This is a genomic window from Edaphobacter sp. 4G125 (assembly GCF_014274685.1).
Lineage (GTDB): Bacteria > Acidobacteriota > Terriglobia > Terriglobales > Acidobacteriaceae > Edaphobacter.
In genome coordinates, this window is record NZ_CP060393.1 from 1,811,562 (window position 1) to 1,835,277 (window position 23,716).

19 protein-coding genes are annotated in these 23,716 nt (G+C 55.3%); 9 read left to right on the forward strand and 10 right to left on the reverse strand.

What is annotated here, in order from left to right:
- Positions 1 to 71 precede the first annotated feature (71 nt).
- A complete protein-coding gene (locus tag H7846_RS07530) occupies positions 72 to 1,472 on the forward strand; it encodes a hemolysin family protein (RefSeq protein ID WP_186695848.1) in 1,401 nt (466 codons plus the stop codon).
- Positions 1,469 to 2,416 carry an ABC transporter permease gene (locus tag H7846_RS07535; RefSeq protein ID WP_186695849.1) on the forward strand — a complete coding sequence of 316 codons (948 nt, stop codon included), beginning with the start codon at positions 1,469 to 1,471 and terminating at the stop codon, positions 2,414 to 2,416. The genes H7846_RS07530 and H7846_RS07535 overlap by 4 nt, the downstream gene beginning before the upstream one ends.
- 10 nt (positions 2,417 to 2,426) lie before the next feature.
- Here the strand turns inward: H7846_RS07535 and H7846_RS07540 are convergent, their stop codons facing one another.
- Positions 2,427 to 2,999, reverse strand: a complete 573-nt coding sequence (locus tag H7846_RS07540) for a helix-turn-helix domain-containing protein (protein WP_186695850.1) — start codon at positions 2,997 to 2,999, stop codon at positions 2,427 to 2,429.
- A 125-nt stretch (positions 3,000 to 3,124) separates the two neighbouring features.
- Here H7846_RS07540 and aceE point away from each other — a divergent pair, with 125 nt between their 5' ends.
- On the forward strand, positions 3,125 to 5,782 hold the full coding sequence (gene aceE, locus H7846_RS07545) for a pyruvate dehydrogenase (acetyl-transferring), homodimeric type (RefSeq protein WP_255460926.1): 2,658 nt from the start codon (positions 3,125 to 3,127) through the stop codon (positions 5,780 to 5,782).
- Positions 5,783 to 5,786: 4 nt separating this feature from the next.
- On the opposite strand, the gene H7846_RS07550 is transcribed toward aceE, so the two are convergent.
- From H7846_RS07550 to H7846_RS07575, 6 genes are all read right to left on the reverse strand, one after another.
- Positions 5,787 to 6,827, reverse strand: a complete 1,041-nt coding sequence (locus tag H7846_RS07550) for a VWA domain-containing protein (protein WP_186695852.1) — start codon at positions 6,825 to 6,827, stop codon at positions 5,787 to 5,789.
- 29 nt (positions 6,828 to 6,856) lie between these two features.
- On the reverse strand, positions 6,857 to 7,858 hold the full coding sequence (locus tag H7846_RS07555) for a polyprenyl synthetase family protein (RefSeq protein ID WP_186695853.1): 1,002 nt from the start codon (positions 7,856 to 7,858) through the stop codon (positions 6,857 to 6,859).
- 186 nt (positions 7,859 to 8,044) lie between these two features.
- Positions 8,045 to 8,545, reverse strand: a complete 501-nt coding sequence (locus H7846_RS07560; protein WP_186695854.1) for a YajQ family cyclic di-GMP-binding protein — start codon at positions 8,543 to 8,545, stop codon at positions 8,045 to 8,047.
- Between the two features lie 38 nt (positions 8,546 to 8,583).
- Positions 8,584 to 9,447 (reverse strand): TatD family hydrolase, encoded by an 864-nt coding sequence (locus H7846_RS07565; RefSeq protein WP_186695855.1) that lies wholly within the window; start codon positions 9,445 to 9,447, stop codon positions 8,584 to 8,586.
- A 509-nt stretch (positions 9,448 to 9,956) separates the two neighbouring features.
- A complete protein-coding gene (locus H7846_RS07570; protein WP_186695856.1) occupies positions 9,957 to 12,566 on the reverse strand; it encodes an ABC transporter permease in 2,610 nt (869 codons plus the stop codon).
- 16 nt (positions 12,567 to 12,582) lie between these two features.
- Positions 12,583 to 12,942 carry a PadR family transcriptional regulator gene (locus H7846_RS07575; RefSeq protein ID WP_186695857.1) on the reverse strand — a complete coding sequence of 120 codons (360 nt, stop codon included), beginning with the start codon at positions 12,940 to 12,942 and terminating at the stop codon, positions 12,583 to 12,585.
- 170 nt (positions 12,943 to 13,112) lie between these two features.
- On the opposite strand from H7846_RS07575, the gene H7846_RS07580 reads away from it, so the two are divergent.
- From H7846_RS07580 to H7846_RS07590, 3 genes are all read left to right on the forward strand, one after another.
- Complete coding sequence (locus tag H7846_RS07580; protein ID WP_186695858.1) at positions 13,113 to 13,478, forward strand: ArsR/SmtB family transcription factor; 366 nt, start codon at positions 13,113 to 13,115, stop codon at positions 13,476 to 13,478.
- Between the two features lie 11 nt (positions 13,479 to 13,489).
- Positions 13,490 to 13,942, forward strand: a complete 453-nt coding sequence (locus H7846_RS07585; RefSeq protein ID WP_186695859.1) for an SRPBCC family protein — start codon at positions 13,490 to 13,492, stop codon at positions 13,940 to 13,942.
- 132 nt (positions 13,943 to 14,074) lie between these two features.
- Entirely contained in the window at positions 14,075 to 14,827 is a 753-nt protein-coding gene (locus tag H7846_RS07590; protein WP_186695860.1) for a DUF899 domain-containing protein, read from the forward strand.
- Positions 14,828 to 14,890: 63 nt separating this feature from the next.
- Here H7846_RS07590 and H7846_RS07595 read toward each other — a convergent pair whose 3' ends face one another.
- Positions 14,891 to 15,256 carry a VOC family protein gene (locus tag H7846_RS07595; protein ID WP_186695861.1) on the reverse strand — a complete coding sequence of 122 codons (366 nt, stop codon included), beginning with the start codon at positions 15,254 to 15,256 and terminating at the stop codon, positions 14,891 to 14,893.
- Between the two features lie 405 nt (positions 15,257 to 15,661).
- Between H7846_RS07595 and H7846_RS07600 the strand changes: the two genes are divergently transcribed.
- Together H7846_RS07600 and H7846_RS07605 are read left to right on the forward strand one after the other, a co-directional pair.
- On the forward strand, positions 15,662 to 19,120 hold the full coding sequence (locus H7846_RS07600; RefSeq protein WP_186695862.1) for a TonB-dependent receptor: 3,459 nt from the start codon (positions 15,662 to 15,664) through the stop codon (positions 19,118 to 19,120).
- A gap of 109 nt (positions 19,121 to 19,229) precedes the next feature.
- Positions 19,230 to 19,709 (forward strand): cupin domain-containing protein, encoded by a 480-nt coding sequence (locus H7846_RS07605; RefSeq protein ID WP_186695863.1) that lies wholly within the window; start codon positions 19,230 to 19,232, stop codon positions 19,707 to 19,709.
- 32 nt (positions 19,710 to 19,741) lie between these two features.
- On the opposite strand, the gene H7846_RS07610 is transcribed toward H7846_RS07605, so the two are convergent.
- Positions 19,742 to 20,752 carry a zinc-dependent alcohol dehydrogenase family protein gene (locus tag H7846_RS07610; RefSeq protein ID WP_186695864.1) on the reverse strand — a complete coding sequence of 337 codons (1,011 nt, stop codon included), beginning with the start codon at positions 20,750 to 20,752 and terminating at the stop codon, positions 19,742 to 19,744.
- 102 nt (positions 20,753 to 20,854) lie between these two features.
- Here H7846_RS07610 and H7846_RS07615 point away from each other — a divergent pair, with 102 nt between their 5' ends.
- Complete coding sequence (locus H7846_RS07615) at positions 20,855 to 21,157, forward strand: ArsR/SmtB family transcription factor (protein WP_186695865.1); 303 nt, start codon at positions 20,855 to 20,857, stop codon at positions 21,155 to 21,157.
- A 160-nt stretch (positions 21,158 to 21,317) separates the two neighbouring features.
- Here H7846_RS07615 and metG read toward each other — a convergent pair whose 3' ends face one another.
- Positions 21,318 to 23,702, reverse strand: a complete 2,385-nt coding sequence (metG, locus tag H7846_RS07620) for a methionine--tRNA ligase subunit beta (RefSeq protein ID WP_186695866.1) — start codon at positions 23,700 to 23,702, stop codon at positions 21,318 to 21,320.
- Positions 23,703 to 23,716: the final 14 nt, after the last annotated feature.

Consider the following 23,716-nt stretch of genomic DNA (forward strand, 5'->3'; position numbering starts at 1 on the left):
ATCTGCAATCCATAACTGGGATTTCAAATTCTCCTAAGCGCTTCTCGGCATGGAGATTACACTGGTCATTAATGCTGGAATGGATCCTTTTTCGCGTCATCCTGGTGGCCTTTTTCATTCTGGCCAGCAGCTTCTTTGTCGCGGCCGAGTTCGCGCTGGTCAGTGTTCGGGAGACCCGCATCCAGCAACTGATCGCTCATGGGCGGCCGGGAGCGCGGACGGCGCTCAAGCTCAAGCATTCGATCGATGAGTTTCTCTCCGCTGCTCAACTTGGGGTGACCGTTGCCGGCCTCGCTCTCGGTTGGATTGGCGAGCCGGTGGTTGCCGATATTCTTCTGCGTCTGACCGCAGACTGGCTGCATCGGCTTCCTCCTCACGCCACGATCTACGCGCACGGCGCGGCGGTGATCGTGGCCTTTGCCCTGATTACTTACTTCGAGGTCCTGCTGGGCGAGCTGGTTCCGAAGTCGCTGGCTCTCCAGCGCACGGAACGGATTGCCCTTGCTATCGCCGGCCCGATGGATGTTTTTATGCGCATCAGCCATCCTATCCTCAGGCTGATGAACTCGTCGGCGGCCTTCGTGCTGCGGCTTTTCCGTGCTCCGCTCAGTGGCGAAGGAGGCGTACACTCTCCCGAAGAGCTCAAGCTCATTGCGACCGCGACGCGGCGCATGGGGTTGCTACCAGTCTTTCAAGAAGAGATTATCCATCGCGCTATTGAACTGAGTCATGTGGTTGTTCGCGAGATCATGACACCTCGTGGAAAGATCTTTTCTCTTCCTGCGGACATGCCTGTCGAACAAGCCAGCGCGCGTATCGTCGAAGAGCAGCATTCGCGCATTCCGGTCTATGATCCCGCGGGGCCGGGAACAGACAACATCAACGGAATCGTCTATTCGAAGGACGTCTCGCGTTTTATGCATCTTCGTTCGGTTGCCTTGACTCTGGGAGGCCGTGGGCAGTCTGGAATTACGCTTCGTCAGATCATGCGTCAGCCAACGGTGGTTCCGGAGACAAAGCTCGCCATCGAACTCTTACAGGAATTTCAGCGGAACCGTCGCCAGATTGCGATCGTTGTCGATGAGTTCGGGTCCACAGTTGGGCTGGTCAGCGCGGAAGATATCCTTGAGCAGCTCGTCGGTGAGCTGGACGACGAGTTCGATGTCACGCGTTCGGCGCTTTCAAGTGCGACTGGTGTGATGTCGCTGGATGGCTCGACCTCGCTTCGTGATCTCCGCAATGAGCTTGACTGGGAGTTTCCGCGCGAAGCGGGGGTTGAGACGCTGGCGGGCTTCCTTCTTTCAGAGCTGGGTCATATCCCTGTCGCAGGCGAGAATATCGATTACGAGGGGCGCCGTTATACCGTAACGGAGATGAACGGCCATCGCATTAGCCGCATTCATGTGGCCCCTATTGATGCCCCTATTGAGTTCGCACCTTATGAAGAAGAGAGCAGGGAAGCTACGCAATGAAAGTTTCGCTATGGCGACCGTTTCGCCGTGTCCTGCTCACTCTGCCTGTACTCTGGGTTGTGGTCTCGCTGGTCTTTCTGCTGATCCATCTTGTTCCCGGCGACCCCATCGTCCAAATGCTGGGCGAAGGAGCTACGGCTTCTGACATTGATGCTCTGCGCCACGCCTATGGACTCGATGCTCCCTTGTTGGAGCAGTACACGCATTATTGGGGCGGCATTCTTCATGCGAACCTAGGGCAGTCGCTTCGTCTGCATGATTCAGTAACTCATCTTCTTCTGCAACGCTATCCCTATACGCTGGCTCTCACCCTTGCGGCACTCGCGATTGGGATTGCAACGTCGGTTCCCGCCGGGATTGCTTCTGCGCTGCATCGTAATCGTTGGCAGGATCGCACGCTTGGGGTGCTTTCGCTTGTCGGGCTCTCGTTTCCTAATTTTGCACTGGGGCCGATCCTGATCTTGCTCTTCTCGATTTCGCTGGGATGGTTCCCTGTTTCTACGGCCGGGAATGGAGGTGTGGGAGACTTTCTTCTTCACCTCGTGCTTCCAGGGCTAACCCTTGGTCTCTCGTTTGCCTCTGTGTTGACCCGCATGGTGCGAACCGCAATGCTCGAAGAGTTGGGGCAGGACTACATCCGCACGGCGCGAGCCAAGGGACTGCCTGAGCGCACAGTTGTCTATCGTCATGCTTTGCGGAATGCGTTGATTCCGGTGCTAACGGTGATTGGACTTCAGTTCGGATCGCTACTTGCCGGCGCGATCGTTACGGAGACGATCTTTAGCTGGCCTGGAATCGGTCGCCTCACGATCTCTGCGATCTACAACCGGGACTATGCTCTGGTGCAGGGATGTATCCTCGCAATTGGATTGACGTATGTCCTGGTGAATTTGCTGACTGACGTGGCTTACACGATTGCGAATCCACGGATGCGAAGCAGCTGATCACACAGCATCAGACTGTGACCAGGACGACGAGCACTTGAGCTAACGCAGATCCTTTGCGCCGAAGTTTGTGGTGAAGCGCGGCATCATAGGTTGCGCAGTCACCAGTGGTTAGAAGCAGGAGTCTGTCCGCCACCTGCACTTCAATCTTCCCTTGCAGAACAAAGAGGAACTCTTTCCCCTGGTGATTGGGAACCTCATGCTCCAGAAACTCAGGGCCGGGGGAAACGACATAAGCTGCCAGTGGAGTTTTATGAGTCCCAGTCAATAGCGCTTCGAGTTGATAGGTTTTGCGGTCGCCGGTCTTCCTTCGTTCGGAACGGCGTACTACGACAACATCTTCCTCGTTCGTCTTTTCCCCGAAGAGCTGAGCCATTCCTGCCCCAAGAGCTTTGGCGATGGCTTCGAGGGTGGCAAGCGAAGGGGTCTTTTCTCCTCGCTCAATGCGTGACAGATGGCCTTTGTGGATACCAATCGACGAGGCCAGAGCCTCAACGGTCATTCCTTTCTGTCTGCGAAGCGCGCGAATTCTTCCGGGAACGGTCATCTTCTCAAGTATGGTGTGCTTCGCGTTTGTTGGCAACAGTAATCCTATGGACAACTTGTTGTCCATAGGATTACTGTTAATTCCGACCCAATTCCTGGGCTGAGCGAGGTTTTCAAATGTATTCCGCGGTGATAGCAGGTGACAAAACTTTGACAGAGGAAGTGATCGAATTCGCAGATCCTGGGCAGACGTCCGAATGGCTCGAAGCGCTTGATCAGGTCTTCGCTGCTGATGGCAAGGAAGAAACCATTCGCCTGCTTCATGCCCTTTCAGATCGCGCGGCTCAATTGGGAATACCACCTGCTTTAACGCTCACAACCCCATATGTGAATACGATTTCGGCGGCGGATGAAGCTGGTTTTCCCGGCGATGAAGAGATGGAGCGCAGAATTGAAAACCTGCTCCGCTATAACGCACTGGCCATGGTGGCACGGGCTAATAAATACGATGAAAATATCGGTGGTCACATGGCTTCGTATGCCTCATTGGCTACATTGTTCGAGGTAGGCTTCAATCACTTCTTTCGGGCTTCCATTGGAGGAAAGCCAGGAGACATGGTTTATTTTCAGGGACATTCTTCGCCGGGGATTTATGCGCGCGCCTTTCTGGAAAGGAGATTAAGCGAACAGCACCTGATTAACTTTCGCCATGAGTTGCGTGAGCACTCTGGTCTGTCGTCTTATCCTCATCCCTGGCTGATGCCCGATTTCTGGCAGTTTCCTACCGTGTCAATGGGGCTTGGGCCGATCAATGCGATCTACCATGCACGGTTTATTCACTACATGGAGAATCGCGGGCTGATTCCAGTAACAGATCGAAAGGTCTGGGCGTTTCTTGGGGATGGTGAGCAGGACGAGCCGGAGACGCGTGGAGCTCTGACGGTAGCTTCGCGCGAAGAATTGGACAATCTCATCTTTGTCGTCAACTGCAATCTACAGCGGCTCGATGGACCTGTTCGCGGCAATGGAAAGATCATTCAAGAGCTTGAAGCAAGCTACAGAGGTGCAGGTTGGAATGTGATCAAGTGTATTTGGGGCAGCGGCTGGGACGCTCTACTCAGCAGAGATCATACCGGCCTACTCCAGAAGCGAATGGCTGAATGTGTTGATGGTGAGTATCAAGCATTCAAAGCACGTAGAGGAGCTTACGTTCGCGAGCACTTCTTCGGGAAGTATCCAGAGCTTTCGTCTCTCGTGGAAGGAATGACCGACGATGAGATTGGAGAGTTAGCTCGTGGAGGGCACGATCTCATCAAGGTCTACAACGCCTACAAAGCTGCGGTCGAACATCGTGGGGCTCCCACGGTCATTCTTGCGAAGACGGTCAAAGGATATGGTCTGGGCGATGCTGCAGAAGGAAGGAACTTTGCTCACAACACGAAGAAGTTGAGAGAGCAGCAGCTAGCCTATGTGGCGAAACGCTTTCAGATGCCGGTCCCCAAGGAGAAGATCGACGATCTGGAACTTTATCACCCGGGGGAAGCAAGCCCGGAGATTCAATATCTCCATAAGCGCCGCAAAGCACTTGGCGGGTATCTACCGGCTCGCGATTCTCATAGAGAGATTGCTTTTACAGCTCCGCCGCTTGAGATCTTTCGGGATGTTCTTCTTGGCTCTAAAGGGCGAGCAGCATCTACGACCTCAGCATTGAATGGTGTGATCAACGCTCTTCTCAAGCAAAAAAATCTTGCGAAGTATATTGTCCCGATTATTCCCGATGAAGGCCGGACATTTGGAATGGAGTCACTCTTCCGTCAGGTCGGAATCTATGCGTCGCATGGGCAACTTTACACGCCGGTCGATAGTGACCAATTTCTCTACTATCGCGAATCGAAGGACGGGCAGCTTCTGGAAGAAGGTATCTCGGAGGCAGGTTCGATGGCCACATTTACAGCAGCGGGAACGGCTTATGCTAACTTCGGCCTTCCGATGATTCCGTTCTTTGTGTATTACTCCATGTTTGGCTTCCAGCGCGTAGGAGATCTTGTATGGGCTTTTGCGGACGCCAGAGGCAAAGGCTTTATGGTGGGCGGAACGGCAGGCCGGACTACTTTGCTCGGTGAAGGTTTGCAACATATGGATGGACATAGCCATGTGCTGGCGAGCACAGTTCCCACCTGCGCCTGCTACGATCCAGCCTTTGGTTACGAGATTGCGGTAATCGTTCGAGACGGGTTGCGGCGTATGTATGAGGAGAAGGAAGACCTCTTCTACTATCTGACGACATATAACGAGAACTATCCTCAGCCTTCGATGCCGGAAGGAGTAGAGGAGGGCATTCTTAAAGGGCTATATCGTTTTCGGGCTGCCGAGTATGGAAAGGCCGAGATACATCTCTTCGGTTCTGGCCCGATTCTCAACGAGGCACTTAGAGCGCAAGAGCTATTACGCGAGCGATTCCAGATTGAGGCGGACGTTTGGAGTGTAACCAGCTACGTTGAGCTACGCCGCGAGGCGCTTGACTGTCAACGATGGAACCGTCTTCACCCTGGGGAACAGCCTCGTGTTCCTTATTTGTTGCAGACTCTTGGAGACGACAAGCAGCTTCCAATTATTGCAGCCAGCGATTATATGAAGGTACTGGCGGATGGGCTCGCGCCATGGTTGCCGGGGCAAATTACGGCATTAGGGACGGATGGTTTCGGCCGGAGTGAAAATCGGGAGCACCTGCGTCGCCACTTTGAGATTGATGCTGAGCATATTGCTTTCGCTGCAATCAGCCGCCTTGCGAGAGATGGGAAGATCCCTGTGAAGGTTGCCGAGGATGCGATTAAGGCTCTCGACATCGATCCAGACAAGCTTGATGCAGCGCGAGCCTGAACGACTATTTTTGGGATGAATCTGAAGGCCCGCTCAACCAATAGCCTGTCCTCGCTGAGACGTTCAGCGAAGGATATTGGGGGAGTCGAACCTGGATTGGATGGAATCCAACTTCGGATGAGGTCGGAGTAAAGCTGAGGATATAGCGATTACGGATATGGTTATCAATCGTCATTAATTGATTTTCGAGTTCGCCTTGATTCCCAAATTTGACAGTTTCCCCACCTGAAAGTGTTGCTACTTCAGTCGCTATATCTTTTTTCATCGCGTCAATCACCATGTTGAGGGGCTCAGAGAGATGGAAATAAGCCGAATATGTTCCATTGGGCAGAGTGATGGGCTTGTTATCACCCCCTATTTCTTTCCATGCGTTTTTAAGTCTCGTTTGCTGAGGCGAAAATACCAGTGAGTAAATGGTTGTGTTGGTTTCCCCGGTGATGCGGGCGATCTCTTTCGCGGTTGTTTTACTTCCTGAATCCTGCGGCTGCGATAAGAGCAGAATGATTCTGCGATGATTGGCGGGTTGCTGCGCAAGCAGGTTCAGGGCGAATTTGAGGCCATCCATGATGGCAGCGCCACTGTCGCCTGGATCGGGGTGGTTGATGGCGTCTGTCCACTGTGTAATGTCTGACGTAAATGGTGATGCAGCTTCAGGCTTGCTATCAAAGTTGACGATAGAAACCTGGTTTGGCGCTCCACCAAGCATTGAGGCAAGAACTGTTTCGAGGCCGCGATATTTGTCGAACTCTCGCGGGGCAGCACCACCAGTTTGCATCAGTACGACAAGCGAGAGCGGTTGCCGGGTCTCTTCGTCGAGAGTGAGTTTTTGTGGAACTCCTTTGTCCGTAAGAAAGAAGTCGTTTGCATGAAGAGAGTAGACGGTTTCTTTTGCAGCTGACTGGACGAGGGCAGGAACAAGGACAAGCCTGGCGGTACTCTGAATGGTTGTTGGTTCTGGAACCTGATTACTGACAGGGCTACTTTGCGCAAGGGCTGCTGATGTAAGTGCAACGAAGCATGCGAGCAAGGAAAGCATGCGCAACATGTCGCAATTGTATTCCTATAGCGAAGGGCTTAGCGGTCGCGACTGGTAACGAAGCCCGGCACCCAGAGCAGCGCGCGTTTTGCATCGGACGGGGGAAGGTCGGCGACGGATTGTCGTGCGGCCTCAGCATAGGCGCAGGCCGTGTCCATTGCATACTCGATCGAGCCGTGGCGACGGAGAATCTCAAGGATCTGCAAATGAGAGACATGAGCGAAGCTTCGGTCATTCAGCACGGTGCGGATAGCTTCGCGGTCGGCTCCGGTACCGCGTTCTAGCGCGTGGATCACGGCCAGCGTTGCCTTGCCTTCGCGCAGGTCGCTGGCGACGGGTTTGCCCAGAACATCTTCGGCAGCAGTCAGATCGAGGACATCATCGACGATCTGGAAAGCTAAGCCGAGATTGCGGCCGTACTCGCCGAGCTGAGATTCAACCATTGCGGCGTCGCCAAACTCATGCGGAGTAATCGCTGCTCCGAGCTGCATCGAGACTTTGAAGAGACAGGCGGTCTTGCGATAGATGAGGTCGAAGTATTCTTCCTCATTAATAAGGTGGCCGAGTTTTTCAATCTGGAGCAGCTCGCCTTCGACCATCTGCTGGGTGAGCGAGATGAGCAGGTCGAGGACGTGAAAGTTCCGCTCCTCAAGAGCCGCAGAGAAGGCCTGCATGTAGAGCCAGTCTCCGGCGAGGACGCACTTTGAATTTCCCCAGGTCGTGTTGGACGACGGACGTCCACGGCGGGTGTCGGCTTCGTCGATGATGTCGTCATGGACGAGAGTCGCGGTGTGCAGCATCTCGACCACAGCTCCCAGACGAATGCGGCTGTGGTTCGTCGAGCCGAGAGCTTTGGCCGCGAGCAGAAGGAGCAGCGGACGGATGCGTTTGCCTCCGCCGGCGATGAGGTACTGGGCAATGTCTGTGATGACTGCGACTTTGGAGGAAGACTGTTGGGAGAACTCCTGCTCAATCGCTGCCAGATCGTCCCGAAGAAGGTCAAAAACCTCGGCAGCCGTCGCGATGGAGATTGTGCTCACGTGGATTCAGAGTAACAGGATGTTTACCGAAGAGGGCGACCGGCTCGAAAATCGCACGGATTTTCAAACCGGTCATCCTGAGCTCCTGATGTGTTCGTTACCGAATAAGACCGCAGATCCTTCGACTCCGCTACGCTCCACTCAGGATGATACTTCGTAAGTAAGTGCCAAAATGAAGCGGTTCCATTAATTACTCCGATAGTTGGTGAACTGGAGTTCGACGCCATAGTCGCCAGCACGGAGCTTGGTGATGATTTGCTGGAGGACGTCGCGGTCCTTGGAGGTAACTCGGACGGTATCGCCCTGGATACTGGCCTGGGCCTTGAGTTTGGAGTCCTTGATGGCGGCGACGATCTTTTTGGCATTTTCGGAGGCGATGCCCTGCTTGAGCTTGATCTTCTGGCGGACAGAGGAGCCGGCGGCGGGCTCGATTTTCTCGTACTCAAGGTTCTTGAGGGAGATGCCACGTTTGACGAGTTTCTGGGAGAGGATCTCCTTGACGGCTTCAAGCTTGTACTCATCCTGCGAAGCAAGCTGAATGGTGTCGGTGCCCTCGAGCTCGATCTTCGATTTGGAGTCCTTGAGGTCGAAACGCGCGCCTACCTCTTTTGAGGCCTGATCGATTGCGTTTTTGACCTCCTGAAGCTCTACTTTGCTTACGACGTCGAAGCTGTTATCCGCTGCCATGTGTTTTTCCTTCTCTATAAATTTCGGGTTCTATTATGTCAGTTCTTCCGGGTTTCGCGTGTGGAAGGGAAGAGGCGATGAAAGTTTTCGGTCGTAACGGCGGCCAACTCCTCGGGTGAGATGCCGCGAAGCTCGGCGAGGGCTGCCGCGGTATGAGTGACCAGGGCGGGTTCGTTGCGCTGACCGCGATGGGGAATGGGAGCGAGGAAGGGAGCGTCGGTTTCGACCAGAATGCGATCGGCGGGAGCAAAGGCGGCGGCATCACGGATTCCCTGGGCCTTTGGATAGGTCAGATTGCCGGCGAAGGAGAGGTAGAAGCCGAGGCCGAGAGCGCGTCGCGCGTCGTTCACGTTGCCGGAGAAGCAGTGCATGATGGCGGGAAGGCCGCTGGGGAGAAAGTGCTGCTCGATCAGGTTGTAGGTATCGGCGGCAGCGTCGGCAGGACCGTATTTCTCTTTGGCTTTTGGAGTCGCAAGCTCGGAGGTCCGGCAGTGGATGATGATGGGCTTGCGAACCTCGGTGGCGATCTTCATCTGGGCGATGAAGGCTTCCTGCTGAACGGGGATCTCAGGATTTTCAAGGTGGTAGTAGTCGAGGCCGATTTCACCGACTGCGATGCAGCGGGGATGGGAGGCGAGCCGGGAGAGCTCGATCAACCCCTCCGGGGTGGCGTTGTGGGCCTGCTCGGGGTGGATTCCGGCACTGGCGTAGATGCTGGGGAGTTGGTTGCCGGAGACCGAGGTGGCGAGGTCGAGCGCAAAGTGCATCTCGGAGGGGTTTTCACCGATACCGATGGCGAGGATGGTCTTGACCCCGGCAGCCCAGGAACGGCTAAGGACTTCGTCGCGTTCGGTTGGGTGTGTGTTGTAGAAGTCGAGATGCGCGTGTGAGTCGATGAGCATGCCTCCCCTCCCCGGGAATTGATGCAAAGTATTCAATCTATGAAACTTAGGTCTGGACTTCTATTCGGAAAATGACGAAAAGTCCTGATCTATCGAGTTTATGTGGTGCAAAGTATTCATAAAACAGGAATTATTGGGCTTTCAGGTTATGTTTGCCTGTTTGCTTTCTATCTTTATTTTATCGGAGAGAGCGGGGTAGATCTGCAACCGGGATGTGCTTTGTTTAGTTGGAGATGGGTGGGATTGGGGGTTGACAGGGTATTTTGCTCCCCCGAGTGCGACACCAGTTTCATAGATGTCGGCAAATTTGATGTTTTATGGAAAACGAAATGCGGGGATTTCTCCACTACGCCGTCGTCTACGACGCCAGCTCCGGTCGAAATGACACATCGGTTAAGGATGACGAATAGAACGGATAGAGAAACGGGTTACTCCCTGTTCGACTCGCCTCCGGCACTCAAGACAGGTACTCCGCTGTCGTAAGGGCACTTCTAAGGCGATCTCTCGTTTCACTCTGTCCGCAGAGCGACCATCGGGTCTACCTTTGCTGCCCGCGACGCTGGGAGATAGCTCGCAAGCAGAGACGACACCAGAAGAACGCACATGACTGCCAGGAACGTTTCGCCATCCCAGCGCGTTACCCCAAACAATAGACTGCGAAGAAGCATCGTTGCGGCAAACGAACACAACAGACCGCCTGCGATGCCTGTAACTGAGAGCCGCAGGGCTTCCCGCATCACCAGGCTATACACCGCAGAACGTTGTGCTCCCAGAGCTACGCGAACTCCGATCTCGCGGCGCCGTTGTGTCACCGAATACGAGATCACGCCATACAAGCCCAACGTGCCCAGCAGCAAAGCCATTCCTGCGAATCCGCCGACAACCCACGCGGCTGACTTGTGCAGATAGGTTGCCTCCGAGTTGCTTATGCGGTCAGACATCGTCTCTTCACCATTCACAATAAGCGCAGGGTCGAGTTGTCTCAGAGCCTTCGCTGCCGATGGAAGAACTACTCCCGCAGGCTGCGATGTGCGAAAGCCAACATAGAAACCGCCCGTCGTGGCCTGATCAAACGGTTGATAGACCGCAGGCGTTGGCTTCATATCCAGAGGGCCATCCTTAAGGTCGGCGACGATTCCGACGATCTCGAACGGATGTTCGGGATCGTATTGGCTGATAATTCGCTTGCCAAGTGCTGACTCGCCGCCAAACTCCTGCTGTGCCATTGTCTGATTGATTACTGCAACGCGTGGTCTGGAGCCATCATCGGTGGGTGCGAAAAAGCGTCCTGCGATCAGCCGTGCTCGCAGCGTCTCGAAGTACCCCACGCCCGCGATTTGATGGATCGCCTCATTGCCTTCTCCGACGTAGGATCTGCCTTCGACACGAAAATGCCCAAATCGGCTGGTGAATCCTTCGCCACTGCCGACGGCAGGTTCTCCTGCAACGCCGACAGACTCCACGCCTGGGAGTTTCGAAAGCCGCGATACGATCTCCCGTTCGAGCGCGATGTTATGCACATTGTCGTCCCATTTCCCCAGGCGCACGACGTGCAACAGCGCCAGCTGGTCGGTTGCGATTCCCATATCAACATGCAGGAGCCGGTAAAAGCTTTTCGCCAACAGGCCTGCGCTGACCAAGAGCACGACGGTGATGGCCAGTTCGACAACCACAAGACCCGATCCCGATCTGCGCCACGATCTGCCGCTGGACGAACGACCACTTTCGCGCAGACCCTCCTGCATATTGAGCCGCAACAGATGAAATATCGGCGCTGCGGCAAACAGTACACCGCCAAGAATCGCAATTATGCTTGCGAAGAGCGGAATGCGCAGATTCCATTGCATTTCGTCCAGGTAGGGCATGCTGATCAACGCATGCGCTGGAATTTGCTGTTTCAGAACACCGAGCGAAATAAAGGTGAGAGTGAGTCCAACGGCAAGACCGCATGCAGCCAGCAGAAAGCCCTCAACAAAAAACTGTCTTATCAGTCGAAGCCGAGGAGCTCCCAATGCCTCTCTTACTGCGATCTCTCTTCTGCGGCCCTCGGTCTTCACCAACAGAAGGCTCGAGACATTCACGAAGCCAATCAGGCACAGAAGCGCAGCACCACTCAGTAACGTAATCAGCATCGGCTTGACGTTTCCAAGGATCGCCTCTGTCAGTGGAAAAATCGTCGATGTTCGATCACGGTTCGACTTCGGGTACTCCTGTGCCAGTTCTTTACTGATGGCAGTCAGATTTTCGGCTGCTGCAGACAACGACACATTCTCTTTCAGCCGTGCGATGCCGTAGTAAGGAAAGCAGCCAAAATTGCCTTTGCATCGTCCGCGCAGCGGTATCCAGAACTCAGCCCGCCCCACCGGAGCAAAGTGAAAGTCATGCGGGAGTACACCGATGATGACATACGACTCACCATTGATCGTGGTTGGGTGTCCGATGATTCCTTTGTCGGAGCCAAAGCGTTTCTGCCATGCCTCATAGCTCAGGATCACCGAGGGAGTTGCGGAGGGTTCTTCTTCCCCCTGGCGAAAATCCCGTCCCAGAGACGGAGCAACGCCGAGAGTGTGGAAGAATCCGTCACTGATCAGCGCGCCCGATGCTTCTTCCGCACCGCGAGGATTTCGCAGCGTTACAGTTTCCGGTCGATAGACATCGAGTGAACTAAAGACACGGTTTCTTCGTCTCCATTCCTGGTAGTCAAGATAGGAGAGGTGATAACGGTCGCCCACAGGAATGTGTTCGTAAAGCGCAACCAGGCGGCTCGGTGCACGATACGGCAACGGCTTCACCAGCGCGGCATCGACAAACGCATAGATCGCCGTGCTGGCGAACAATCCTAGCGCGAAGACCGTTATCGCCGTTAGCGCGAACGCAGGGCTCCTTCGCAGCTGCCGCACCGCATAGCGCACATCCTGCACCAGGCGCTCCAGCCCCATACCTCCCCACACCTCGCGCGAATCTTCCGCTGCAGTGAGAGGATTGCCAAACTTCCGCTTCGCCTCTCGTTGTGCCTCTTCTGGAGACATTCCTGCATCAAGGTTCATCTGCGTCTCGAGCGCAATATGCTCTTCGATCTCTTCCAGCAGTTGTTTTCTGCGACGACCCCAGCTGATCATCCTTGCTTTCTCTCCACTACGACTTTTCTTCTGCCACTGGCGCAAGGATTCTTGCGATTGCATTCGCAAACCTCTCCCACTTCGAGGTTTCCGCATATAACTGCTTCCGCCCTTTTGCAGTCAGCCGATAGAACCGCGCTTTACGATTGTTTTCCGAGATCCCATCCTCGGCCGCGATCAACTCCGACCGCATGAGTCGTTGCAGCGCGGGATACAAGGATCCGTGCCCCACTTGCAGCACCTCTTCGGAACGCCGCTCGATTGTGCGCGCAATGGCGTGGCCATGCGCTTGTCCCGGCGCCAGGGTTTGCAGAATCAGGAGGTCCAGGGTCCCCTGCATCAGTTCAAGTTGCTCTTTTTGTGCTTTGGTCGTCATTCGACCTGAGATTAGTCTGACTTTGGGTCGAACGTCAAGGGGAGTAGGCGGATTTGAGTTAATGCAGGAATTCCTTCGCTGGTGCTATGCATTCAGTTGGAATGACACGCATATAAGGAATTTAGAGATTGTCACTTGACATATTCCTATATAGGAATATATTGAGATGCATGACACGAAAGGCACATCCGACGGACGTCTTCAGCGCAATCGCTGAACCTCGGAGACGCGAGGTCATCACCGTGCTGTCCGACGGACAGGAGTATGCCGTCAACGAGATCGTCCTCCGCATGAGGATGGCTCAACCCGCTGTCTCTAAACACCTGGGTGCACTGCGTAAGGCCGGCGTGGTGACGATGGTCAAACGGGGACAGCATCGTATGTATCGCCTTAATGCTGAGGGCCTGAAACCGGTGCACGACTGGGTGAAGGTTTTCGAACGCTACTGGACACACCAGGTTAGCGAGATCAAACGGCGTGCTGAGCGGAAGGCGCTGGAACGGATGATCCGCCTGGACGACGATTCAAACCGATAAGGAGAAACACAATGGCAGCCACTGTAAAGGAAGGTGTCGTACAGGCCTTCGAGATCCTTAAAGAAGAGGAGATTGCGGCCCCGATCGAGATTGTCTTCGAGACGATTCTTGAGCAGATGGGGCCGTTGAACTCAACCCCGGAAAAGCCGATGCCGATGGTGTTGGAGGCGTGGCCGGGCGGACGATGGTTCCGCGATCTGGGCAACAACACGGGCCACTTTTGGGGTACAGTGCAGGCGATTAAGGCGCCGTCGCTGCTCGAAATTTCAGGGCCACTCTTTATGTCGAACCCCGCCGTGTCGAACCTGCAATATCGCCTTACGGAAGAAGACGGCATAACTCGTATGCGCTTTGTGCACCGGGCGATGGGTTGGGTAGGCGATCAGGAGCGCGGTGTGGACGATGGCTGGAGTCAGTTGATCGGACGAATCCGCACGGCAGCAGCGGCACGGGCAGGGAGGTAAGTATGTGCCCCTTCTGCATGGCGTCTGCGGTGTGGATTGCCGCGGGTGCGATTTCGACGGGCGGCGTTTCTGCGCTCGCCGTCGCAAAGATCTGGAACAAAAAAACGCGTGAGCGCGACGAGGGAGAAAATCATGACAAGCAATGAGCAGATCGCAGGAATGAAGAAGCCTCCGGTTGTGTCGGCGGAGGAGTGGCAGAAGGCGTGGCAGGAGATGCTGGTCAAAGAGAAGGAGCACACCCGTTCGCGTGATGCGCTAGCTGCAGCGCGACGGCGAATGCCCTGGCAGATGGTCGAGAAGGAGTACAGTTTCGAAGGTCCGCAGGGAAAGGTTTCGCTGCTCGATCTGTTTGAAAGACGGCGGCAGTTGGTACTTTACCGCGCTTTCTACGATTCGAATGTATACGGCTGGCCAGACCATGCATGTGTCGGTTGCTCGCTGGGTGCAGATCAGGTTTCGCATCTCTCGCACCTGCACGCGCGAGATACCACGCTGGCCTATGCTTCACGCGGATCGCAGGAAAACATTGCCCGTCTAAAGCAGCGGATGGGATGGGAGAAGATTCCCTGGTTTACGATTACGGATGACTTCGATAAGGACTTCGGCGTGGATGAGTGGCATGGGCACAATGTCTTCTTCCGTGACGAGAACGACAAGATTTTCCGCACGTACTACATCAATAATCGCGGCGATGAGGCGATGGGCAGTGTGTGGAGCTACCTGGACCTGACTCCTCTGGGGCGGCAGGAGGATTGGGAAGACTCACCAGAGGGTTATCCGAAGACGGATCGTTACAAGTGGTGGCGTTGGCACGATGCTTACGGGAAAGAGGATGAGAAGTGGAACAAGGTGGTTGATCAGGCCACAGTGACACTGAATCTGTAAAAACTGGCAGATATTTCGGGTTGTTCTCCGAGGGTGCACCTTTCGAGGTGCGCCCTCTTCGCATCAGTCGGTCGTGGCAGGCTGCCAAAGTTCGACGCGATTTCCTTCCGGATCGGTGAACCAGCCAAATTTTCCGAAATCGTAGCTTTCGCGTTTTGGATCGACGGTGACATCTTCTTGTATCAAACGGTCCAGCACTCCATCGAGGTTATCCACCTGAAGATTGATCATCGCTTTCTGTGCGGGAGGAAAGTATGCATCCTCTTGCCTGAAGAAGGCGAAGACGATCTGAGCACGTTGCGTCGGGGCAGGGAATGCAAAAGATCCCTCGGACTTTGTTAGGCCGAGATGTTGCTCGTACCATCGGTATAGAGCTTCTGGATCATTCGCTCGCAAGAATATCCCGCCAAAGCCAGTGATTGAAGCCATGCAGTCTCCTATGAGGAACGTTCGTCCAGAGAGTTTACACCTGGAGAATTGCAGTGCGAATTCAATTACTACGCTGTCGATTCACCGCGCGAAACGCGTTTGTGATGAGTGATCAGACACTACTAAAGAGTAGTCACCTTGTATGAATAGAGTGTGTTTATCCTTCCTTTTAACCTTTTACACTTTATTGAAAACACAATGGATGACTGGAGTTTCGGTGAATTGACTGGAATCCATGTTTGGAATCCTCTACGTTGCGCTTACCGACGTAGATAAGAATCTCCACTGCCATCCTGGCTGCCCTCGCGCCTGTGCAAAGGTCGTCGGCTTTGTTGTGAGTAGACAGGATCCATATCCGATAACTGTGAGCCCATGGCTACAGCACAAAGGCACAAGGTGATCCCAATGCTTTCTCGATTTATGCGAACGACCCTTCTTCTCCTGGCCTGTCTCGTTCTATCCCAGGTTTCTCTCTGGTCCCAGGATTTCCGCGGGACAATCTCCGGAAAGGTAACGGACTCGAACGGCTATGCCATTCCGGATGCAGATGTTGCAATCCACTCCCAGCAGGATGCAGGCACTCAGACGATCAAAACCGATGAGAATGGGATTTACAAAGTTCCATTTCTGAACTCGGGAAATTATGACATTACGGTGACGAAGAGCGGGTTCAACGTCGCAAAAAGTGTCAACGTAGTTGTTTCGCTCGCCCAGACGACCCAGGTTGACCTGACGTTATCCCCCGCGGGATTGAACCAGGAGGTCGTTGTTTCGGCGGCGCCTGAATTGATCGATACGCAGTCCTCGGACAGGGGTATGACGATTGAGCATACTCGCGTGGAGAATGCCCCACTTCAGGGGCAGAATATCTTTGCCCAGGCGTGGTCTGCTCCAGGTGTTGCGGTAACCTCGGGGGCGCAGCGTCTTCGTCCTTTTGATACCGCCGGCTCTACGAATATGTCGATCAACGGTAGCCAACCGGGCGGAAACCAGGTGCTGGTGGATGGAACGTCAGCTCTCTCGCAGTCCAGCACGGTTGCCTATGTTCCTCCTGTTTCGGCAACGGAGGAGTTTCGCGTACAGACCTCAGTCTATGACGCTCAGTATGGATGGACGAGCGGTGGTGTGGTGAACGTGGTGACGAAATCGGGTACGAATCGTTTTCATGGTTCGGCCTACGAGATGTTGCAGAACACGGTACTGAATGCGAATACCTATAACTCGAACTACACGGGGCAGCCACGTGGAGCTTCGCACATCAACACCTTTGGAGGTTCGATTGGCGGCCCAATTCTGAAGAATCGTATCTTCGGTTTCTTTGCTTATGAGGAGTTGCGGCAGTTTATCCCAGACCCGTTTACGACTTCTGTTCCGACGGCACTGGAACGCTCGGGTGACTTTTCGCAGTCCTACTATGGCACCGATGGCAGCGGAAAGAAGCTGCTGAGAACGATCTATAACCCCTATACCACCCGTCTGGATCCAGTAACGAAGAAGTATGTGCGCGATCCTTTCCCTGGCAACGTTATTCCGAAGTCGATGATGAGTCAGGTTGCTCAGAATGTGCTGGCGGGGTTGCCGACGGGCAATGTCCCGGGGAATTCGGTGACGAACCTGAATAATCTAGTCAACGGACCGGGCTCGCGGAAGTTCTCGGACCTGTTTGCTAACTGGGTGGTACGCGGTGACTACGTGATCTCTCCGGAGACGCGTCTGTTTGCTCGCTACTCGCGTAATAAGTTGACGGAGGCGCGAGGCTTTATCTATTCCACAACGAATACCGTCAATCCTTTCGATACAACGAAGAACTCGCAGTACAACCGCGAGAACCATAATGCGACGCTGCAGTTTACGCACGTCATCAACGCGAAGATGACCTTCGATCTGCGTGCAGGGTTTGAACGCTTCCTGTTGCGGAATGGTGCTTTCCAGGGATTGAAGTATGGTCTTCCGAAGCTGGGCTTCAGTGACACCTTTGCCGGACAGGTGCCGGACAATATCCCAGTGATGAACATGGCGGGTTATGGTGGCGCCGGTGCTCAGCCGCAGGGCGTTAGTCCGATTTCGCAGGGAAATGCTTTCCAGGGGCTGCTATACATGCAGCAGGGTCGTCACACGTTGCGCATGGGAGGTGAAGTTTACCTCAACCGCGTCTACTCTATTGACCCTGGTTTCAGCTCGGGTAACTTTACCTTCAACACGATCTTTACCGGCAGCGATCCGAATGCGGCCAATTCCTTCTCTGGTAGCTCGATTGCATCATTCCTGTTGGGAGCACCTCAGTCGGGTTATGTGGATGTGAACACGTCCAGTGCGCGACAGCAGATGCTGAACTCGCTGTTTATCCAGGACGACATTCACATCTCGGATCGCTTGACGATGAATGCAGGACTGCGTTGGGACGTGATGACTCCACTAACCGATCGCCACAACGCGCTTGCCCGCGGTTTCGATTACAACGCCGCGAGCCCGCTGAGTGTGCCGGGTCTGACGCTGAAGGGCGGCCTTATCTATGCCGGGGTGAATGGTGTGCCGCGCGGCATCTTCAATCCGGACTGGAACAACTTCGGCCCTCGTGTGGGAGCTGCATATCGGGTCAACGATAAGACGGTCGTTCGTGGAGGTTATGGTCTGGTGTACTCGCAGACCTTTGACGATCCAGGAAATGCTCCTGGGTTCAGCCAGCAGACGGCGATGGTGACTTCGGTTGTGACGGGAATTCCTCTCAATACGCTGGATAATCCATTCCCGAACGGCATTCAGAAGCCTGTGGGGGCGGCGCTCGGCCTGTCTGCAAATCTTGGTCAGAACCTGACCTTCGCCGATCCGAATCGCCGCGTGCCGTGGACGCAGCAATATTCCGTTGAAGTGCAACGCGAAATGCCTGGGCAGATGTTGTTTACCCTGGGATATGTGGGGAGCCATACGGCCGGTCTTGAGGTGACGCGCTCCATCAACGAGGTCTCCGCGAGCGACCTTGCGAAAGGGACAGCGTATCTTTCGGCCAGCGTGCAGAACCCATTTGCCGGATTGTTGCCAGGGACATCGCTGAATGCGGCTACCGTGCAGCGCCGTCAACTGCTGCGTCCATATCCGCAGTTTCTTACGATTTCGCGGATGGCGGAGTCGTCTGGCGGTTCAACCTATAACGGGATGCAGGCTCTGTTGCAGAAGCGTATGAGCAACGGTGCCAGCGCGACGCTCTCTTACACCTATTCGAAGACGCTGGGGGAGACGTCGTTTGCGAACGCGCAGGACGCCAATCCTGAGAAGGTTGTAGCTGCGTGGGACGTGGCACACAGTATCCAGATCAATGCGGTCTATAACCTGCCGTTTGGCCGTGGCCAGCAGTGGGGCTCGAACTCACCAGTGGTGGTTCGAGCGTTGATCAGCGGCTGGCGCGTCAGCGGTCTTGCCCGCATTCAATCGGGTATGCCACTGACGACTCCGACCGGGGTGATACCGACGGGAGCAAGCGCGAAGCTTGGAAATCCAACCCTTACCCGTTGGTTCGATACATGTACTCGTCTGAGCACGGGAGCCCTGCAAAATTGCCAGCCAGGGGAGTCTCCTGTCTGGGCTACGCGTCCCTCGGATACGCTGCAAACCTGGAGCACACGTCTCAGCTACGTGCGCAACCCACCGATTCGTAACCTGGATGCCAGCATCATGCAAGTGACTCCAATTCGTGAGGGGTTCACATTCACCCTGCGGGCTGACTTCCTCAACCTGACGAATACGCCGCAGTGGTACAAGGGACCGGTAACCGATGCGACCAACAGTAATTTTGGCGCGATTGCCGGCACTACGGACCAGTCGAATCTGCCTCGCGTGATTCAGATTGTAGGGAAGTTCAATTTCTAGCCCACCGATGCTTACCCGCCCGGATGGAGAGGCTTTCCATCCGGGATTTTATTTTGGCGCGGATGTTGTTTCTCGTAAGAAGACGGGCAGATCGGTTAGGATGTCGGGCATGAGAAACTTCAACCGTCGTGATCTTTGTATTGCTCTTTCGGCGCTGGCGGCAGCAGGGAGTTTGACGCAGCAGGGTGAAGCGCAGTCGAAGTCCAGTGAAGTGCTTTCGCAGTCGCATACGTGGACCTTCGATTCCTTGCCAGTGAAGCATAATGCCAACGGCGGAGCGGGCCGTGCGGTGGTGCAGGGAATACTGGCGACAGGCGAAGCTGTCGAGGTACACGAGACGACACTGCCGCCAGGGCAGATGCCGCATCCGGCACACAAGCACCGTCACTCGGAGTTTATGTTTATTCGCGAGGGGGACCTGGAATTCGACAACGACGGGACGAAGGAGCGCGTAGGGCCGGGAGGAGTAATCTTTGCGGCTTCGAATGTAATGCACGGACTGAAGAATGTAGGGACGACGAACGCGAACTATTTTGTGATCGCGATTGGAAGAGAGACGCCGATGACGCCAGTGAGTAAGGCGAAATAAGTCTCATTAAGAGCTGTGCTATAAAAGAGCGCTTAGCTGCGGACGCGAATGACGATCTTGCCGAAAGCTCCTTCTTCAAGACGGTCAAAGGCATGGCGAGCGTCGGCAAATGAGTAGACCGAATCGATAACAGGGTGGAGCTTTACCTCATCGAATTTGCGCAGCATGTCTTCGAGCGCGCGACGGGGTCCGACGGAGATGCCGCGTAGGATGCCGTGTTTCTGGATGAGACTGAAGAGCGGAATGGTGGCGTCGAAGCCATCGATGATGCCGATGATGGAGATCTGTCCTTCGGGGCGGATGGCCTTGATGGAGCGGGCGACATTTGGGCCGCCGACGACCTCGAGGACCTGATCAACACCTTGGTTATTTGTGAGTGTCAAAGCCTCTTTTTCCCAGTCAGGATGGGTCTTGTAGTTAATGGTGTGGGTGGCACCGAGGGCTTTGGCGCGCTCTAGTTTTTCGTCACTGGACGAGGTGACGATCGTAGTGGCCCCGAGGGCGGAGGCGATCTGAAGGCCGAAGAGGGAGACTCCACCGGTACCTTGAAGGAGGACGGTCTGGCTGGAGGAGAGACGGCCTTGTTCGACGAGCGAGTACCAGGCAGTGAGTCCGGCGCAGGGAAGCGCGGCTGCTTCGTCGTTGGTGAGGTAGGACGGCGCGAGGGCCAGAGCGTGCTCGGTGAGCACGAGATATTCGGCGAGCGCTCCGGGAATGATGTTGCCGAGAGTGTAGAGGGTCTCCTTGGCGGTCGGGTGGCCGTCGATCCAGCGTGTGCAGTAGTTGGTGACGACACGGTCGCCGACCTTGAAACGGGAGGTATCAGGGCCAAGGGAAACGATCTCTCCGACAGCATCGGCTACCTGGGTCATGGGGAACTCAAGGTGAGGGTTGTAGGTACCGTCATAGAGCAGCTTGTCACGATAGTTGAGCGCGACAGAGGATACGCGAATAAGAACTTCACCAGGACCGGGAGTGGGTTCAGGGATGTCGTTGAGGACGAGATTTTCGCGACCGAAGGCCTTAAGCTGCCATGCTTTCATTGTTGGTTCCTCCCTCAATCGATAGTTCGAATAAATTCGAACCATCGTATAATCGAACTATGAACGAGACGACGCCGTCTTGTCAAATCATGGGAGAGTAAGATGCCGATCTTTTTACCGAAGGAGCCGTCCCGGAAGGAGTTGCTGCTGACGGCAGTGCTATACGCGCTGAGCGATGAGATTCGTTTGGGAATTGTGCGTCAGCTGGCGGAGAGGGGAGAGCAGGCTTGCGGGGTGTTCGAGGTAGACCGGCCGAAGTCGTCGCTTTCGCACCACTTCAGGGTGTTGCGGGAGTCGGGGGTGGTGTCGACGAGGAAAGATGGAAAGACGCTTTTGAACACGCTGCGACGGGAGGACCTGGAAGCGAGATTTCCGGGTTTTTTGAAGGCAGTGCTGAAAGGTTAGTTGTCAGCTGCAGGTTGTCAGTTGCGGATGAGCAAACTGGTGTCGGTATGACGAGCAAGCCGCAGATCCTTCGACTCCGGCTGCGCCTTCACTCAGGATGACACTTTGAAATTAGCAACTGATAACCAGCAAAACCGACAACCTGCAATTGCAACACTACTTACTTCAATCGTGAGCCAAGTTCGATCTCATCGCCTTCGGCAAAAGTGGCGAGGATGGGCTTGCCGTCTTCACCGTGCGAGGCTGCGAGCAGCATGCCATGGGATTCGAAGCCGCGCATCTTGCGGGGGGCGAGGTTCGCAACGATGATGATGCGGCGTCCAATGAGATCTTCAGGTGTGTACCACTGGGCGATTCCGGAGAGGATCTGGCGCTTCTCGTAGCCGAGGTCAACCTCGAGGCGGAGGAGTTTATCGGCCTTGGGAATGCGCTCGGCGACGAGCACCTTTGCGACGCGGAGATCGATCTTGACGAAGTCGTCGATGGCGATCTGTGGAGTGGATTCGGCGGCGGCGAAGATCCCCGAAGCAGGCGCTTCAGTGTGAGGTGCGGGAGGTTTGGCAAGCTCGGGAACAGGGGCGGAAGAGGCCCCAACCTGTGCGCCAGGATTCTCGTGTGGGAGCTCGCTGGTGCGCGGAGCTGCTCCGGGATGCGTGGAGTCGGCGGGCGCAGGTTTGGTGTGGGTGGTCTTCTCGTCGACGAACTTAGAGAGCACGGGAGGAGTGGGCGTCTGTTCGGAGTCGGTCATGGTCTGAATGAGTTCCTTGGGTGCGCGAGGGAAGATGGGGCCGAGCGATCCGAGTTTCGTGCCGGGTTTGAGGCCGCCCCATTGGAGGTTGTTGAGTTCGCCGTTGCGCGCTGCAACTTCGATATCGCCGAGGCCAAGCTGAGCCCATACCTTCGCGGTGGAGTAAGGGAGGATGGGGTAGAGCAGGGCGGTGATGACGCGGATGGCTTCGGCAGTGGTGGAAAGAATGGCGCACAGATCTTCCTTTGCAGCAGGTTCATCCGACTTGGCGAGTTTCCACGGTGTTCCGAAGGAGAAGAAACCATCGACTCCAGTAATGAAGGCAGCAATGTTGGTGAGCACACGGGTGAAGCGAAGAGCGGCGAAGTCGTCGGCAGTGCTATCGATGAGGACGACGGCAGAGCCTGCGATCTTGTTGGCCGCCTCGGCGAGTGCGTCGGTGGCGGGCGAGGTCAGGCCAGGGTGCGTGGCATCGAGGTTCTTCTCGATCATGGTCAGCGTGCGGCTGACTAGATTGCCGTATCCGTTAGCGAGGTCGGAGTTGTAGCGCTGAACGAGGGCATCGAAGGAGAAGGATCCGTCCTGGCCGAAGGGGATCTCGCGGAGGAGGAAATAGCGGAGGACATCGGAGCCGAAGAGGTCCTGCTCAGCGTGAGTGCTATCTGGAAATAGGCTGGCGTACACAAGGTTTCCGAAGGCATCGAGGATGGTTTCGGTGCGGACGATGTTGCCGCGCGACTTGGACATCTTCGACTCTTCGAAGAGGAGCCAACCGTGAGCTTGAACTTTCCTGGGTAGAGGAAGGCCTGCAGCGAGGAGGAAGGCCGGCCAGTAGACACAATGGAAGCGGATGATCTCCTTGCCGACGAGGTGGATGTCAGCGGGCCAGAACTTTTCCAGCTTTGCTTTGTCTTCTGGATTATCGCTGCCATAACCGATAGCGGTCATGTAATTGGCCAGCGCATCAAGCCATACATAGATGACGTGTTTCTTCTGGGAGGTGCTGGCGGCGGGCTCGGGAACGGGGATCCCCCAATCGAAGGAGCTGCGCGAGATGGAAAGGTCTTTGAGGACTCCTGGGATGTAAGGGTTGCCGCCAGGTGTGTATGCAGGCTCATCAACTCTCGTAAACTCGATTTCTTCAGCCGTTTTGCCGCTGTTTGGAAGCCATACACCCTCATCCTTTCCTATTTGGTTTACAGGTCCGCGGAGAAAGCTGAGGACTTCGTTGCGGCGGGATTCGGGCTCGATGCAGAAGTCGCCGGATTCAATGAGATCGATGAGCTGCGACTGAAATGCGCTGAGGCGGAAGTAGAAGTTCTCTTCGGTGACGGTCTCGGTGGGTTTGCCGTCGGGGCCGATGGTTCCGGGAGGGCCATCGACGAACATTTCTTCACCGACGGAGTACTGTCCGGTGTAGGTGTCGAGATAGATGTGGCCACGTGAGTAGAGTTCGCCGAAGAGTTTCTGAACACCCTGGACGTGACGGGGCTCAGTGGTGCGGATGTAGTCGTTGTTGGTGATGCCCATGCGCTGCCAGAGAGCGCGGAACTGAGCAGAGACTTCATCGGTAAACTGCTGCGGGGTGATCCCAGCGGCCTGGGCAGAACGCTGCACCTTTTGGCCATGTTCATCGGTTCCGGTGAGGAACCAGACGTTATCTTCGCCGAGGAGCGCACGCTGACGGCGGGCGATGACGTCGGCCGCAATAGTGGTATAGGCGTGGCCGATGTGTGGGCGCGCGTTGACGTAATAGATCGGCGTAGTGACGTAGAACTTGTTCTGCTTGTCGGACATGGGGCGTAAAGGTC

Coding starts and splice junctions, on each gene's coding strand:
- H7846_RS07530 (WP_186695848.1), top strand. CDS start 72: ATGCTGGAATGGATCCTTTTTCGCGTCATCCTGGTGGCCTTTTTCATT.
- H7846_RS07550 (WP_186695852.1), bottom strand. CDS start 6,827: ATGTTGCGCATGCTTTCCTTGCTCGCATGCTTCGTTGCACTTACATCA.
- H7846_RS07565 (WP_186695855.1), bottom strand. CDS start 9,447: ATGCTCATCGACTCACACGCGCATCTCGACTTCTACAACACACACCCA.
- H7846_RS07535 (WP_186695849.1), top strand. CDS start 1,469: ATGAAAGTTTCGCTATGGCGACCGTTTCGCCGTGTCCTGCTCACTCTG.
- H7846_RS07615 (WP_186695865.1), top strand. CDS start 20,855: ATGCCGATCTTTTTACCGAAGGAGCCGTCCCGGAAGGAGTTGCTGCTG.
- H7846_RS07605 (WP_186695863.1), top strand. CDS start 19,230: ATGAGAAACTTCAACCGTCGTGATCTTTGTATTGCTCTTTCGGCGCTG.
- H7846_RS07585 (WP_186695859.1), top strand. CDS start 13,490: ATGGCAGCCACTGTAAAGGAAGGTGTCGTACAGGCCTTCGAGATCCTT.
- H7846_RS07610 (WP_186695864.1), bottom strand. CDS start 20,752: ATGAAAGCATGGCAGCTTAAGGCCTTCGGTCGCGAAAATCTCGTCCTC.
- H7846_RS07580 (WP_186695858.1), top strand. CDS start 13,113: ATGACACGAAAGGCACATCCGACGGACGTCTTCAGCGCAATCGCTGAA.
- H7846_RS07560 (WP_186695854.1), bottom strand. CDS start 8,545: ATGGCAGCGGATAACAGCTTCGACGTCGTAAGCAAAGTAGAGCTTCAG.
- H7846_RS07595 (WP_186695861.1), bottom strand. CDS start 15,256: ATGGCTTCAATCACTGGCTTTGGCGGGATATTCTTGCGAGCGAATGAT.
- H7846_RS07600 (WP_186695862.1), top strand. CDS start 15,662: ATGCTTTCTCGATTTATGCGAACGACCCTTCTTCTCCTGGCCTGTCTC.
- H7846_RS07575 (WP_186695857.1), bottom strand. CDS start 12,942: ATGACGACCAAAGCACAAAAAGAGCAACTTGAACTGATGCAGGGGACC.
- metG (WP_186695866.1), bottom strand. CDS start 23,702: ATGTCCGACAAGCAGAACAAGTTCTACGTCACTACGCCGATCTATTAC.
- H7846_RS07570 (WP_186695856.1), bottom strand. CDS start 12,566: ATGATCAGCTGGGGTCGTCGCAGAAAACAACTGCTGGAAGAGATCGAA.
- H7846_RS07590 (WP_186695860.1), top strand. CDS start 14,075: ATGACAAGCAATGAGCAGATCGCAGGAATGAAGAAGCCTCCGGTTGTG.